11 protein-coding genes and 1 riboswitch are annotated in these 14486 nt (G+C 41.5%); of the genes, 8 read left to right on the top strand and 3 right to left on the bottom strand.

The features are described from left to right. The first annotated feature begins 120 nt into the window (after nt 1–120). Nucleotides 121–918 carry a M48 family metallopeptidase gene (locus ISP07_RS00395; protein ID WP_209326458.1) on the top strand — a complete coding sequence of 266 codons (798 nt, stop codon included), beginning with the start codon at nt 121–123 and terminating at the stop codon, nt 916–918. Between the two features lie 81 nt (nt 919–999). Beyond that, nucleotides 1000–2913, top strand: coding sequence for a hypothetical protein (locus ISP07_RS00390; protein ID WP_209326457.1), 1914 nt, complete (start codon nt 1000–1002; stop codon nt 2911–2913). Nucleotides 2914–2989: 76 nt separating this feature from the next. Here the strand turns inward: ISP07_RS00390 and ISP07_RS00385 are convergent, their stop codons facing one another. Both ISP07_RS00385 and ISP07_RS00380 read right to left on the bottom strand, forming a co-directional pair. Further along, nucleotides 2990–3772, bottom strand: a complete 783-nt coding sequence (locus ISP07_RS00385; RefSeq protein WP_054551512.1) for an outer membrane protein OmpK — start codon at nt 3770–3772, stop codon at nt 2990–2992. Nucleotides 3773–3864: 92 nt separating this feature from the next. Further along, nucleotides 3865–5178: a Na+/H+ antiporter NhaC family protein gene (locus ISP07_RS00380; RefSeq protein ID WP_209326456.1), complete on the bottom strand. Its 1314-nt coding sequence runs from the start codon at nt 5176–5178 to the stop codon at nt 3865–3867. A gap of 280 nt (nt 5179–5458) precedes the next feature. Between ISP07_RS00380 and dapB the strand changes: the two genes are divergently transcribed. The 5 genes from dapB (at nt 5459) to ISP07_RS00355 (ending at nt 12524) form a co-directional block, all read left to right on the top strand. Beyond that, complete coding sequence (dapB, locus tag ISP07_RS00375) at nt 5459–6256, top strand: 4-hydroxy-tetrahydrodipicolinate reductase (RefSeq protein WP_138615973.1); 798 nt, start codon at nt 5459–5461, stop codon at nt 6254–6256. A 207-nt stretch (nt 6257–6463) separates the two neighbouring features. Further along, complete coding sequence (gene carA, locus ISP07_RS00370; RefSeq protein WP_209326455.1) at nt 6464–7600, top strand: glutamine-hydrolyzing carbamoyl-phosphate synthase small subunit; 1137 nt, start codon at nt 6464–6466, stop codon at nt 7598–7600. Between the two features lie 16 nt (nt 7601–7616). Then, complete coding sequence (gene carB / locus ISP07_RS00365; protein WP_138600477.1) at nt 7617–10835, top strand: carbamoyl-phosphate synthase large subunit; 3219 nt, start codon at nt 7617–7619, stop codon at nt 10833–10835. A gap of 51 nt (nt 10836–10886) precedes the next feature. Continuing rightward, nucleotides 10887–11363 (top strand): transcription elongation factor GreA, encoded by a 477-nt coding sequence (gene greA, locus ISP07_RS00360; protein ID WP_054551507.1) that lies wholly within the window; start codon nt 10887–10889, stop codon nt 11361–11363. A gap of 117 nt (nt 11364–11480) precedes the next feature. Then, nucleotides 11481–12524, top strand: coding sequence for a S66 family peptidase (locus ISP07_RS00355; RefSeq protein ID WP_199529748.1), 1044 nt, complete (start codon nt 11481–11483; stop codon nt 12522–12524). A gap of 36 nt (nt 12525–12560) precedes the next feature. Here ISP07_RS00355 and ISP07_RS00350 read toward each other — a convergent pair whose 3' ends face one another. After that, nucleotides 12561–13217, bottom strand: a complete 657-nt coding sequence (locus tag ISP07_RS00350; RefSeq protein WP_209326454.1) for a nitroreductase family protein — start codon at nt 13215–13217, stop codon at nt 12561–12563. 102 nt (nt 13218–13319) lie between these two features. On the opposite strand from ISP07_RS00350, the gene ISP07_RS00345 reads away from it, so the two are divergent. After that, entirely contained in the window at nt 13320–14258 is a 939-nt protein-coding gene (locus ISP07_RS00345) for a LysR family transcriptional regulator (RefSeq protein WP_058585213.1), read from the top strand. 47 nt (nt 14259–14305) lie between these two features. Next, nucleotides 14306–14453, top strand: a riboswitch (FMN riboswitch). Nucleotides 14454–14486: the final 33 nt, after the last annotated feature.

Here is a 14486-nt window from a genome sequence, read left to right as displayed (position 1 = left end):
GCTAAGTAAAAGAATTAACTAAATGATAACAACTGAGTGGGTGACTGTTCATTTTCATATAAAATTAAGCAATGCTTTGCTATATTAGCCACAATTACACTAAGTATTTGAAGGACTAGTATGAAAAAGTTAATCATGGCAGTGTTAGCCACCGCTGTTTTAGCTGGCTGTAAAACCTCTCCTACGGGGCGTACCCAAATCGCACTTTATTCAGATCAACAAATGAGCCAAATGGGTCAAGCAAGCTTTGCTGAAATGAAAAAAACACAGCCTGTTAATACTGATCCAGGTGTCAATGCTTATGTAAAGTGTATTGCCGATGATGTTATTGCGGTTTTACCTAACGAGTATGCCAAGCAGTCTTGGGAAGTTGTTGTATTTGAAGAAGATTCAGCAAATGCATTTGCATTACCGGGGGGGTATATTGGTGTTCACACAGGTTTATTAAAAGTCGCTGTAAACCAAGACCAATTGGCTACAGTACTAGGTCACGAAGTTGCACATGTTATTGCTGAGCACTCTAATGAGCGTGTATCACAAAACGCACTGTTACAAACAGGACTACAAGTTGGTGGTGCAGCACTTGATATGGGTAATGTTCAATATCGTGGCGAAATTATGCAAGCCTTAGGCTTAGGCGCTCAGTATGGTGTGATATTACCATTTAGCCGCTCACATGAATCAGAAGCGGATATTGTTGGCTTAGATTTAATGGCAAAAGCAGGATTTAACCCAGAGCAATCAGTATCGCTTTGGCAAAATATGAGTGCAGCAGGCAGTAGTGGTACCCCAGAGTTTATGTCGACTCACCCCGCACCGGGTAACCGAATCAAAGAGCTTCAAAAGCATATGCCGAATGCATTAAAAGCCCAACAAGCGGCTAGAGCGAAAGGGAAAACCCCGCAGTGTAAACTGTAAGCCCACACTACTGATTTTGCTTTAAGAAAAGGCTAAAACTATTTTTAGCCTTTTTAAATTAAACCAAAGAGGTTATCAAGGATGAAACGAATAATTTTATTGGCCGTCGTTGCTTTGTTAGCAATGGCTACTACCTACTATGTATTCAAAACTGAAGGGGATGTAGCTAACAAATCAAAAAAAGTTGTTAATACATCGACAGTTAAGCGCTCTTTACCACTAAACTCCGAAAAAATTCAACGCACCACATTAAAAAAAACTTATACTAAGCGCTCGTTTCCAGCAGATACTCCTGATCAACAGCAGTGTAAAGATTTAAGGCTCAAACAAAATCGTCTCATAAATGACTATCATGATGATATTGAGCTAGCCGCATTAAATGCCTTTAAAAATGGCTACACCGCAGAGCAGGTAGCAAATGCGATATGGTTTGATTCCAGTTGGTCTGCGGCACAAGTTTGGTATAAAAAAGCAATAATACATGAAGCAGTAACCGAGCTGATGTCTAGCATAAAGTTACTTCCCAATAACGAGCAATTTCTAAATCAATATACTTTCGTCAATAAAGAAAATTCACCTATAAAAAAAGTAGTTGATTATTCCGAATCATTAGATGAAATTTGGCAGGGGTTACCTTCTAATGCGCTTGCTTTAAAAGTAACATCCACGAATACTTCACCTGTTGAGGTTGTAAATGAGATTGAACGAATTTTTTCAGATTTTCCTTATGACATACTCAATAATAGACATATCTCTCCTTTAAAGTCTGTTTTAAGCCATTTAGTCACAAAAAAAAGAATTACAGTAGCGATTATGTTGTTACAACAATACCCGGGTTTGGCATTTGCAGAGGTTATTTTTGATAATGAAGCTGCAACTTCGCTTCTAAGTATTATTGGTAATGAAAGTTATGAAATTGACGATCCGAAAACTTACCGACATTTTTTGGAGTTGTCAGGGGTCACTGAAAAAGATATTTACTATCAGGAGATTAGTCATCCGCTTTTTAATAATAAAGAGATTAAAATAGCGGTGAAAAAATTAAGTGATAAAGGTATTAATGTTAACTTAATCTCAGCAACTGATTTGGCAAAGCCAGAACCTATATTGCAATTAAATATTAAAGCAGATGAATTGACAGAAGCTGAAGCGATTAGTTTAGATAAATGCAATGCAACAAAGCAGTGGCTTGAAGAACGTCAATTCAGCTTAGATGAGCTAGATACTTATACAAGAGATTCATTTACTGACTTGGTAAGATCATCACCTGAATTTAGCTTTTGTGAACGTAACCGGCAGCCAGAAAATTTGCCAACGATAAAAAGCCAGTTTACTCGCACAAATCAGTTGATCAACCAAACGATAGCTAATCAAGGTATCTCACTTGAAGAGCTTGATTTAACAACTTTAGAATTACCTGAATTACTACCTGAAACTAATTCAGTGTTGGGGGTCATCCTAGCTCGTGATTATTTAAAGGCTACTTCATTGAGTAAACAGGAAATTATAACGAAGCTTAGTAATGCTGGGTTTAAACCGTCAGGTGGTGACTTGGTATTGTTTTCGGGTTTAGCTAAATTAAAAGGGTATACCATTTGGCTTGATAGTATATCTTTTGAAAAGCCAGAGCATGTTAAAGGGATTCTAAATGAATTTGCCAGCAATGGAATATTTGAACCATTTTCCAAACTCAGTAGTGTTTATAAAGAGATTGAATTTGACCCTGATACCGAGCTAGACCCGTTTTATTTTTTTATAAAAAACTATTCAAATATGTCATTATTCTTTGGTGATATTAGTGCCCAAGAAAAGAAAGACAATACAGCATTTATATACTATTTTAAGGGTCAAGGCGTGGAAGTTAAACCTCAGCACATGCGGGCGGTATTTGAGCGGAAAAAATCTGAGCCAGACGCTTATGATGCACTGACCAACCATTTTCCGCAGCTAAAGGTCGAAAATTTAGATGACTACTTTTCGTTAGAGTGCCTATAGAATTTGTATTACTAAAAATATTATTACGAATACTAAACTGCGAAATAATTAGCTATCTCGCAGTTTTTTAGACTGTTTAAAACGTCCACTCAACGTGAAGTTGTGGTACTGATTCAGTTGTGTCTGTACCTAGCTTATTGTGCCAGTATTGCCACTCAAGGCCTAGCAGTAGGGTGTTTTCTTTCATGCTCATTGCGTGACCTAAATCCCAGGTGATGATTGGCTGCGCTAAAATCCACGCTTTAACATCTTCGCCAAATTCATTTTCACGCTCTGCAATGTATTCTACATGGCCTGTTACGTTGAACTTTTGTGAGCCAATAGTGAATGGGTAGCCCCAAGCAACATCAATCATCCAGCTGTTTGTTTCAGTTGGAGCACCACCGCGTGCTACACCTTCACTGTCATCGATGTAAGCGGTAAATAAAGTAGATAAAAAGCTAAAGCCCGGTGCTTGCCAGCTTAGTTTTACACCCGGTAAATACTTAAGAACTTTCGAATCGCCTGCGGCATTAAAACCTGCCGTTAAACCTACATCAGTAATTGCGCCGTATGAGAAATCACTGCCAGAGATTTTTGATAAACTGAATGTTGAATACCATTCGCCGTAAAAGTCTTTATCTTGATAACCATCTTGACGGTCGTCATTGCTGTAATCAATAAAAAAGAAGTTGTCACCATAGTCATAACCAGACGCATGCTGTAGTGATACAACTGTGGTGTTTGACTTAGTCAATGAAAACGGGTTTTTGTGCTCACCGTTATTAACGTGTAATTGCGTAGAGCTCCAATTAGCGGCATAGCTCGAAGTACTTACTGCACAAAGCGCAGCAACAGAAAGGATCTTTTTCAAGTTCATATCTCAATATTGATGGTGTAAAGGGGGATACAAAGGTTGGATTATAGCAGATACGCCCATATTTGGGCGTATCTTGAGAAAAATTATTTAAGTTATGCTTTATTTCGGCGTAAGCAAATTACTGCAACGGCAGTAAAGGCAAGAATAAAGCAGTAGTAAGAAGAGGTAGAGACTTCCCATGGGCTAATTTTGAATGTTGCGCCCAGTAGAAGTGCTTGTGCGCCATACGGCAATGAGCCTTGGGTAACACAAGCAAAAATATCAAGTAAGCTTGCTGAACGCTTGCCTGTAATTTCGCCATCATCTGCTAATTTTTTAGCAATTGGGCCTGCAACAATAATAGACACGGTATTATTGGCAATACATAAGTTACTAGTCATAACCAGTGCAGCAATACCTAATTGATCTGCTACTTTACGGTGCCATTTTGCAATGATTTTTGTAATTGCCTGAATTTTGTTAGCAATATAATCAAGACCACCATTAATACGGATAAACTCTGAAAGACCGCCAATAAACATCGATAGCAAGAAAATTTCCTGCATATCAGTAAAGCCTTTATAAACATCTTTTACAAAGCTTGCACCTTCATAGCTGCCAGTAAAGCCCATAAGTGCAGCGAAGATTATACCGCTAAACAGCACCACGAATACGTTAAAGCCCATTACCGCGAGCACTAAGATAAAGGCATAAGGTAATACTAGTAAGGTATCGAAGTCTTGTGTCTCTACAGCTTCTGCTGCAGGCGTTAAGAAGAATAACAAGCCGATAGTTAATGCCGCAGCAGGTAAGGCGATTTTTAAGTTCTCACGAAATTTATCTTTCATTTCACAGCCTTGCGTGCGGGTTGCAGCAATAGTTGTGTCAGAGATGATTGATAAGTTATCACCAAACATGGCACCTGATACAATCGTGCCTGCCATCAGAGATGGATCAATGCCTGTTTTTTGGGCGACGGCATAAGCAATCGGGCCAATCGCACCGATAGTACCCATAGAAGTGCCCATCGCAGTCGACACAACCGCAGCGATTAAAAATAATCCAGGTAGTAACAGAGCAGGTGGAATAAGTGATAAGCCCGCATTAACAACGGCATCAACACCACCGGTTGCACCAGCAACCGCAGAAAACGCACCAGCAAGCAGATAAATCAAACACATAGTGATGATGTTGCTATGGCCAGCACCTTTAATAAAGGTTTCAACACTGTGGTTGATGGTATTTTTATTTAAGATAAACGCCAGCATGATGGCAGGTAAAATTGCCACAGGAGCAGGCAATTGATAGAAGGCGTAATCGACACCTTGAGACTGTAAGTATAAGCCAGCGCCTAAAAATAAGCCGACAAACACCAAAAGCGGCAGCAAAGAAAGTTTTGCTTTTGTTTTATTAAATGATGGCTGCATCATATTCCTCGTTAGATAACCAATAACACAGCCAAACACTTCTTTTAGCTGTATTTAGTTGTGTCTAAAAGACAACAACAGCGCCCGCAAGCCAAAGACCAAATCGGCGCAAAGGAAGAAGTTTAAATGTATAGATGGCTAAATGCAAAGACTATCTGTTATTATTGTTGTTCTATTAATAAATCTAAAATTAGTTCTGTATTTTTTATAAGCTAACCTGACTATTACATGAGTTTTCGATAAAATCCAGCCAGCTTAGAAGAATAGATAAGGTAACTATATGAACCGCATAGGTGTATTTGGCGCAAACGGCCGCATGGGACTTGCACTTTTAGAAGCAGTCTCAAAAAAAGATGACGCAACATTAACGGGCGCGTACGTACGCGAAAACTCACCACTTTTAGATAGTGCGGTTAATCAATTAAACAGCGCTGCATCAGCAGATGTATCATTTAGTAAAGAAACAGACGTAAAAGATGCAGATGTATTGATAGATTTCACCTTACCTCAAGGAATGCGCAACCACCTGAAAACAGCGGTCGAAAAAAATATCGCCATGGTAATTGGTACTACGGGCCTTAACCAAGATGATCTGGATGCCCTTAATGAAGCGGCGAAACACATTCCGATTGTTTTTGCCCGCAACTATAGCGTAGGCGTGAATTTACTGCTTAACTTAGTGCAGACTGCGGCTGTGAAGTTTGGCGATGATATGGATATCGAAATTTTTGAAGCTCATCATCGTCATAAAATCGATGCGCCATCGGGAACTGCATTGGCAATTGGTGAAGCTATTGCTGAGGCAAAAGGCTGGCAGCATGATGAAGTCGCGCGTTTTGATAGAAGCAATGACGAACACGCAAAATCGCAAAATGAAATCGGTTATTCAGTCATGAGAGGCGGAGATATAGTAGGTGAACACACCGCATATTTCGCAACTTCTGGCGAAAGGCTAGAATTAACTCATAAAGCAAGTTCAAGAATGACCTTCGCATTAGGTGCTGTAAGAGCTGCGGGCTGGTTGAAAAATAAACCAGCTGGACTTTATGACATGCAAGATGTGCTTGACTTGAAGTAGTTTAGTTTCTTTTTTGGCAGTTTCAGTGAATTTTTAGTTAATAACGCTTATTTTTACTATTTTATTAATTAAGATTAGATCTGAAAGCTAAATTACTGTAGAATAGCGCCAATTTGCCAAAAATTCATAAATGCGTGTTTCCAATCGCTATAAACGGGCAGTAGAGCAAATGACTTTACTCCCGTTTTTTACTGTTAGGAGGTTAACTTGACTAAATCCGCTCTGTTAGTCCTAGAAGACGGCACAGTGTTTCGCGGTACTGCAATCGGCGCTGACGGCATGTCAGTCGGTGAAGTAGTATTCAATACGTCTATGACTGGTTATCAAGAAATTTTGACTGACCCTTCATACGCGGAACAAATCGTAACTTTGACGTACCCACATATCGGTAATACGGGTACTAACAGCGAAGACGAAGAAGCGGGTCAAATCTGGGCTAAAGGCCTAGTGATCCGTGATTTGCCACTGCTAGCAAGTAATTTCCGTAACGAGCAATCGTTAAGTGATTACTTAAAAGAACGCAATATCTTAGGTATTGCCGACATCGACACTCGTAAATTAACACGTATCTTACGTGATAAAGGCGCACAAAATGGTTGTATCATTGCAGGCGACGAGTTAGATGAGAATAAAGCGCTTGAAGCTGCGCAAGCCTTCCCAGGCTTAAAAGGCATGGATTTAGCAAAAGTTGTCTCAACCAAGGAAAATTTTGAGTGGCGCGAATCAAGCTGGACGTTAGGTTCAGGCTTTAAAACGCTAGAAGCAGCAGACGAGAAATTCCACGTTGTTGCTTATGACTTCGGTGTTAAACGTAATATCTTACGTATGTTAGTTGACCGCGGTTGTAAATTAACCGTTGTTCCTGCGCAAACACCTGCAGAAGACGTACTGGCATTAAACCCAGACGGTATCTTCTTATCAAATGGCCCTGGCGACCCTGAGCCATGTACTTACGCGATTGAAGCAATTAAAACTTTCCTAGAAACAGACACGCCAATCTTTGGTATCTGTTTAGGTCACCAATTACTTGCACTTGCTTCAGGTGCACAAACGGTGAAAATGAAGTTTGGTCACCACGGTGGTAACCACCCAGTTAAAGACCTTGACCGCAATGTTGTAATGATCACAGCGCAAAACCACGGTTTCGCAGCTGACGAAGCAACATTACCAGCGAATTTACGTGCAACTCACGTTTCTTTATTCGATGGCACGCTACAAGGTATTCACCGCACAGATAAGCCTGCATTTAGCTTCCAAGGTCACCCTGAAGCAAGCCCAGGTCCACATGATGCGGCGCCATTATTTGACCACTTCATCGACCTGATGCAAGCACGTTCTAACTAATTTAACCGGAGTAACAATGCCAAAACGTACCGACATAAAAAGCATTCTTATCTTAGGCGCAGGCCCGATAGTAATCGGTCAAGCTTGTGAATTTGACTACTCTGGTGCACAAGCGTGTAAAGCACTACGAGAAGAAGGCTTTCGAGTAATTCTTGTAAACTCGAACCCTGCAACTATCATGACTGACCCTGAAATGGCGGATGCGACGTACATCGAACCAATTCACTGGGAAGTGGTAGAGAAAATCATTGAAAAAGAAAAGCCAGATGCAGTACTGCCTACTATGGGTGGTCAAACAGCATTAAACTGTGCGCTTGATTTAGACAAGCACGGTGTACTGGCAAAACATGGTGTTGAACTAATCGGTGCAACTGCTGATGCAATCGATAAAGCTGAAAACCGTGAGCGTTTTGACGTAGCAATGAAGAACATTGGCCTTGAGTGTCCGCGTGCAGAAATCGCTCACTCAATGGAAGAAGCACACGATGTACTTAGCCGCATCGGTTTCCCATGTATCATTCGTCCATCATTCACTATGGGTGGTACCGGTGGTGGTGTTGCATACAACCAAGAAGAATTTGACGAAATTTGTGAGCGTGGTTTAGATTTATCACCAACAAATGAACTTCTAATCGACGAATCATTAATCGGTTGGAAAGAGTACGAAATGGAAGTTGTTCGTGACAAAAACGACAACTGTATTATCGTATGTTCTATCGAAAACTTTGACCCTATGGGTGTTCACACGGGTGACTCAATCACGGTTGCACCAGCGCAAACACTGACTGATAAAGAATACCAAATCATGCGTAATGCATCGATGGCGGTACTTCGTGAAATCGGTGTTGAAACAGGTGGTTCAAACGTACAGTTTGGTGTGAATCCAGTTGATGGCCGTATGGTTATCATCGAGATGAACCCTCGTGTATCGCGTTCTTCTGCATTAGCATCAAAAGCAACCGGTTTCCCAATTGCGAAAATCGCTGCAAAACTAGCAGTAGGTTACACCCTTGATGAGCTACAAAACGACATCACTGGCGGTAAAACACCAGCGTCTTTCGAGCCGTCAATCGACTACGTTGTTACTAAGATCCCACGTTTTAACTTCGAAAAATTCGCAGGTTCAAACGACCGTCTTACAACACAGATGAAGTCTGTGGGTGAGGTTATGGCGATTGGTCGTAACCAACAAGAGTCTCTGCATAAAGCATTACGTGGTCTTGAAGTAGGCGCAACGGGCTTTAACCCAATTGTTGCCCTTGATGATCCGAAAGCAAAAGAAAAAATCATCCGTGAATTGCGTGAGCCAGGTGCTGAGCGTATTTGGTACGTTGCTGATGCAATGCGTCACGGTATGAGCGTAGAAGACGTATTCGAGCTAACTAAGATTGACCCTTGGTACTTAGTTCAAATCGAAGACATCTTAAAAGACGAAGCAACAATCAGCGAAGTAGGCATGGCTGGTTTAAATGCTGAGTTTTTACGCAAGCTTAAGCGTAAAGGTTTTGCTGATGCGCGTATCGCTGAAATTGCCGGTGTTTCTGAAGCAGAAATTCGTAAGAAGCGTCACCAGTTAGATATCGTGCCTGTATATAAGCGCGTTGATACCTGTGCTGCAGAGTTCAGCTCAGACACAGCTTACATGTACTCATCTTATGATGAAGAATGTGAAGCTAATCCATCTGACAAAGATAAAATCATGGTAATCGGTGGTGGTCCTAACCGTATCGGTCAAGGTATCGAATTCGATTACTGTTGTGTTCACGCAGCATTAGCTTTACGTGAAGACGGCTATGAAACAATTATGGTTAACTGTAACCCTGAAACTGTTTCAACTGATTACGATACATCTGATCGTTTATTCTTCGAGCCAATCACGCTAGAAGATGTATTAGAAATCGTACGTGTTGAAAAGCCAAAAGGTGTTATCGTTCAGTACGGTGGTCAAACACCACTAAAACTTGCTCGTGAGCTTGAAGCGAATGGCGTGCCAGTTATTGGTACTTCACCAGATGCAATCGACCGTGCAGAAGACCGTGAGCGTTTCCAACAGCTTGTTGAGCGTCTAAACCTTCTTCAACCAGAGAATGCAACGGTTACTTCTTTAGAAGAAGCGATTGTTAAGTCTGCTGAAATCGGCTTCCCACTTGTTGTACGTCCTTCATACGTACTAGGTGGTCGCGCGATGGAAGTAGTGTATGATGAAGACGATTTACGTCGTTACATGACTGAAGCTGTATCAGCGTCAAATGAAGCGCCAGTACTACTTGACCACTTCTTAGATAATGCAATTGAAGTTGACGTTGACGCTATCTGTGACGGTGAGCAAGTAATCATCGGTGGTATCATGGAGCACATTGAGCAAGCAGGTGTTCACTCAGGTGACTCAGCATGTTCATTACCAGCTCACTCACTAACTGCTGAAGTACAAGACGTAATGCGTAAGCAAGTGACAGATATGGCACTAGAGCTTGGCGTAGTAGGTCTGATGAATACACAGTTTGCTGTGAAAGACGGTAAAGTTTACTTAATCGAAGTAAACCCACGTGCTGCGCGTACAGTACCGTTCGTTTCAAAAGCGACAGGTATTGCACTTGCTAAAGTAGCGGCACGTTGTATGGCAGGTCAGTCGCTAGCAAGCCAAGGGATTACAAAAGAAGTAATCCCTCCTTACTACAGCGTAAAAGAAGTGGTACTGCCATTTGCTAAGTTCCAAGGTGTTGACCCAATTCGTGGCCCAGAAATGCGCTCAACGGGTGAGGTTATGGGTGTTGGTGAAACTTTCGCCGAAGCATTCGCAAAAGCACAATTAGGTGCAAGCAACACTTTACCACGCGGTGGTCGCGCGTTACTATCGGTACGCAACAGTGACAAACCACGTATCGTTGAACTAGCTAAAACCATGACTGATCTTGGTTTTGAGCTAGATGCAACAGGTGGCACTGCAAAAGCACTTGAAGAAGCTGGTATTGCAGTTCGTCGCGTGAACAAAGTATACGAAGGTCGTCCTCATATTCTTGATAGAATTAAAAATGGTGAATACAGCTACATTGTAAACACTACTGAAGGCCGCCAAGCGATTGAAGATTCGAAGGTGTTACGTCGTGGTGCGTTACAGCATAAGACTAACTACACAACGACTCTGAACGCGGCATTTGCTAACTGTACTGCAAACCAAGCAGATGACCGTAGCAAGGTGACGTCAGTTCAGGAACTACACCAGCGAATGAACTAAGGAAATGTGCCAAGGGCGAGGCAATCGCCCTTGGGATTAAGTGAGAATAATATGCAATCAATTCCGATGACAGTTCGTGGTGCAGCATTACTGCGCGAAGAACTTAACGAATTAAAAACAGTTACCCGTCCAAAAATCGTTGCTGATATCGCTGAAGCACGTGAGCACGGTGATTTGAAAGAAAACGCTGAATACCACGCTGCTCGTGAGCAACAAGGTTTCTGCGAAGGCCGTATTCAAGAAATTGAAGCTAAGCTTTCAAATGTGCAAATCATTGATGTAACTAAAATGCCTAACACAGGTAAAGTTATTTTTGGCACAACGGTCACTATCGTTAATGTTGAAACCGATGCTGAAGTAAAATACCAAATCGTAGGCGATGACGAAGCAGATATCAAAAACAACCTGATCTCTGTTAACTCACCAATCGCGCGTGGTTTAATTGGTAAAGAGGTAGATGATGCCGTTATCATTAAAACGCCAAACGGTGAAGTAGAGTACGAAATCATTGAAGTTGAGTATATTTAGTAGCTTAACCAAGCATTGAGAAAAACCGCAGTTCACACTGCGGTTTTTTTATGCCTGTTTACAGGCGTGGATTTATTCGGTACGTTGGCTACAAACTGTTGCAATGAAGGAGTAATAATGGCGAAAATTCAGTATCCTAAACCACTTGTTCAAGGTGATAAAATAGCCATATGTGCTTTTTCATCAGGTGTTGATAAAGCCTTTCATGAGCGCTTAGACATAGTACTTAATGGCTTAACAGCCAAAGGTTTTATTGTTATTGAAGGTGCCTGCTTACGTCAGTCACACAATAGTGCAAAGCAACGTGCTGATGAGCTCATGCAGTATTTAACTGATGATTCAATCGCAGCCATCATGCCGCCATGGGGGGGCGATCTCACCATGGAGATTTTACCGCTTCTCGATTTTAATGCGATAAGTAAAGCAAAACCTAAATGGTTGGTTGGCTTTTCAGATATCAGCACGTTTGCATGTGCATTAACCACTCGTTGTGGCTGGGCAACCTTGCACGCTGCGAATTTAATGCAAATTCACCCTGACGATCCCGATGTTTATTTAGCAAATATATTCAGTGCCATGTCACTTGAAGAAAAACAGCAATTGCATCAAGTTGCTTCGCCTTTTTATCAGCAAAAGCAAATTGATTATAAAGCTAAGCCTGAGGCTCAATTTGACTATACTGCTCCTAGCCAATGGCGCTGTATTAACTATAAAGATAAACGCCAAATTGAAGTGTCTGGTCGCTTAATTGGCGGCTGTTTAGATACCTTAGGTCTGTTGTTACCCTCTAATTACTATGCATTGCATGAGTTTAAAAAACAGTATGCACCAGAGGGGTTAATTTTATACCTAGAAAATGCAGAGCTCAGTCCAATGGCCCTTGCACGTTGTTTGTTATCGTTAAAGTTGAATGATGTTTTTACTGATGTAAATGCGGTGGTATTCGGCCGCAGCCCTGCAATTAATAACGACTGCTACTTTGATGAATACCAAGCAATAGAGCTCGCATTTAAAGGCAATTTGTTCCCAGTTATTGTTGATGCCGACATTGGCCACGTAGCCCCTAATTTAGCATTAATTAATGGTGCTGTTGCCACAATAACTGCAGATTTGTGTGAAGGTATGGCGAGTAATGTGGTTGTGAAGACTGACTTAAAATAACAATTATGCAGGCCAAGCCTGCATAATCTTTAGGCTTTAAACTACGGTAATTACCGCATCTTTATCTAAACGAGATTTTGGTAATGTAGCATTATAATCTTGCTCAGGCTCGTGATAACCAATAGCGAGTGCTACTTCACAAACATAGCCATCTAATTCGTCGGCAAAAAGCTCACCAAGTAAGTCTTTATCGACACCTTCCATCGGTGTTGAATCTAAACCTAAACGAGCCACAGTGTGCATAGTATTACCTAAGGCAATGTAGGTTTGCGCTTTAGTCCAAGCGGCGTTAACACCTTGCTCATCAGTATTTAAATCAACAAAGGCGAAGGCGCCAAATGCTTGCTCTTTGTTTTCAGCTTTTGTACGGCCATTAGCAATATCGGCATCAATTACTTTTTCATAATCAGCACGTTTATAGCTTGGGTTATAAGCAAATAAAATGGTGTGTGATGCCGCTTTTGCATGAACTTGGTTAAACTGAAACTTATTTGCAAAACTATCATGCAGACGCTGTTTACCTTGCTCTGATTCAATGACCACAAATTTCCATGGTTGAGAATTAATAGACGATGGTGATAAACGTAATGCTTCTAAAATTACAGCTAAGTCTGCTTGGCTAATTTGTTTTGAAGCGTCGTAACGTTTACTAGTATAACGGCGTTGTAAGTCAGAAATGATTGGGTGTGTCATGATTTGCTCCCGCATGTATAACAATTAGGTGCAGTTTACGCCTTGCATACTTTGCGATAAAGCGCATAATCGAATAAACATTATCAAAAATTTTTAGTTAATATGCTGGTTGAAGATCTCAAATTAATCCTCAAGGTTGCTGAGTTTCGTAGTATTACAACCGCAGCAGCCAAATTAGACATGCGAGCCGCTACCGCCAGCGCTGCTATTAAGCGTGTTGAAGCGGCGCTGGGTGCTGAGTTATTTGTTCGTACAACTCGTCATTTGCGGTTATCTGCGGCTGGGGAGCGCTTTTTACCTCAGTGTCAGCAAGCAGTGCTCATGCTTGAGCAAGCCACACTTGCGTTAAAAGGTGAGCATGATGAAATCGAAGGAGAGCTCAGGGTTGCACTATCTTCAGACTTAGGCCGCAACATCATTATTCCATGGTTAGATGAGTTACTTGATGAATATCCAAAGCTGAGTATGCGCCCGCATATTAGCGATAGTAATGTAGACTTTTACCGAGACTCCGTTGATTTTGCGCTTAGGTATGGCTCGCCATCCGACTCAAATTTGTATGGCTTTAAAATTTGTAATGTTCCGCGGCTGTTATGTGCAACCCCAGAGTACATTGCTGAACATGGCGCGCCGACACATCCCGATGAATTAAATCAGCATCAAGGCCTATTTTATCAACTGCAAGATATCATCAATAATGTCTGGGAATTTACCGATGGAACCGAGCGTTTTAAGGTGAAAATGCAAGGCCGCCGAGCATCTAATGATGGTGATTTGGTAAGGCGCTGGTGTGTGGCTGGTAAAGGCCTAGCGGTTAAATCATGTATTGATATCAGTGATGATTTACTAAGTGGTCGAGTAGTGCCAGTAATGCAAAATTATCCCCACTTATGTGCAGAGCTTTGGCTAATATGCCCAAGTCGACAGTCCATTACACCCGCGGTTCGTCTAGTGCGTGATATATGCCGAGAAAAAACCAAGGCGATACTCAATCAACTGATTGAAAAAGGCATATTAGATAAGCGGGTACTCGATAACTAATTACTTTAGGTATAGAATAGCTTGGCTTATTCATCTTATTGATTAAGCAACATTCTCAGGGCGGGGTGAAATTCCCCACCGGCGGTATACTTTAAATTTAAGTGAGCCCGCGAGCGCTTTAACTTTGGTTAAAGGTCAGCAGATCTGGTGAGAGGCCAGAGCCGACGGTGATAGTCCGGATGAAAGAGAATATAGTTTATCTATAAAACAGTAATTGGCTGCCTGCGG

This window comes from Pseudoalteromonas sp. PA2MD11, assembly GCF_017808125.1.
GTDB classification, from domain to species: Bacteria; Pseudomonadota; Gammaproteobacteria; order Enterobacterales; family Alteromonadaceae; genus Pseudoalteromonas; species Pseudoalteromonas simplex.
The sequence above is the reverse complement of the archived record's forward strand: the minus strand, read 5'-3'. Positions and strand labels throughout refer to the sequence as shown.

Coding starts and splice junctions, on each gene's coding strand:
- ISP07_RS00385 (WP_054551512.1), bottom strand. CDS start 3,772: ATGAACTTGAAAAAGATCCTTTCTGTTGCTGCGCTTTGTGCAGTAAGT.
- carB (WP_138600477.1), top strand. CDS start 7,617: ATGCCAAAACGTACCGACATAAAAAGCATTCTTATCTTAGGCGCAGGC.
- ISP07_RS00350 (WP_209326454.1), bottom strand. CDS start 13,217: ATGACACACCCAATCATTTCTGACTTACAACGCCGTTATACTAGTAAA.
- ISP07_RS00395 (WP_209326458.1), top strand. CDS start 121: ATGAAAAAGTTAATCATGGCAGTGTTAGCCACCGCTGTTTTAGCTGGC.
- greA (WP_054551507.1), top strand. CDS start 10,887: ATGCAATCAATTCCGATGACAGTTCGTGGTGCAGCATTACTGCGCGAA.
- ISP07_RS00355 (WP_199529748.1), top strand. CDS start 11,481: ATGGCGAAAATTCAGTATCCTAAACCACTTGTTCAAGGTGATAAAATA.
- dapB (WP_138615973.1), top strand. CDS start 5,459: ATGAACCGCATAGGTGTATTTGGCGCAAACGGCCGCATGGGACTTGCA.
- ISP07_RS00380 (WP_209326456.1), bottom strand. CDS start 5,178: ATGCAGCCATCATTTAATAAAACAAAAGCAAAACTTTCTTTGCTGCCG.
- ISP07_RS00390 (WP_209326457.1), top strand. CDS start 1,000: ATGAAACGAATAATTTTATTGGCCGTCGTTGCTTTGTTAGCAATGGCT.
- ISP07_RS00345 (WP_058585213.1), top strand. CDS start 13,320: ATGCTGGTTGAAGATCTCAAATTAATCCTCAAGGTTGCTGAGTTTCGT.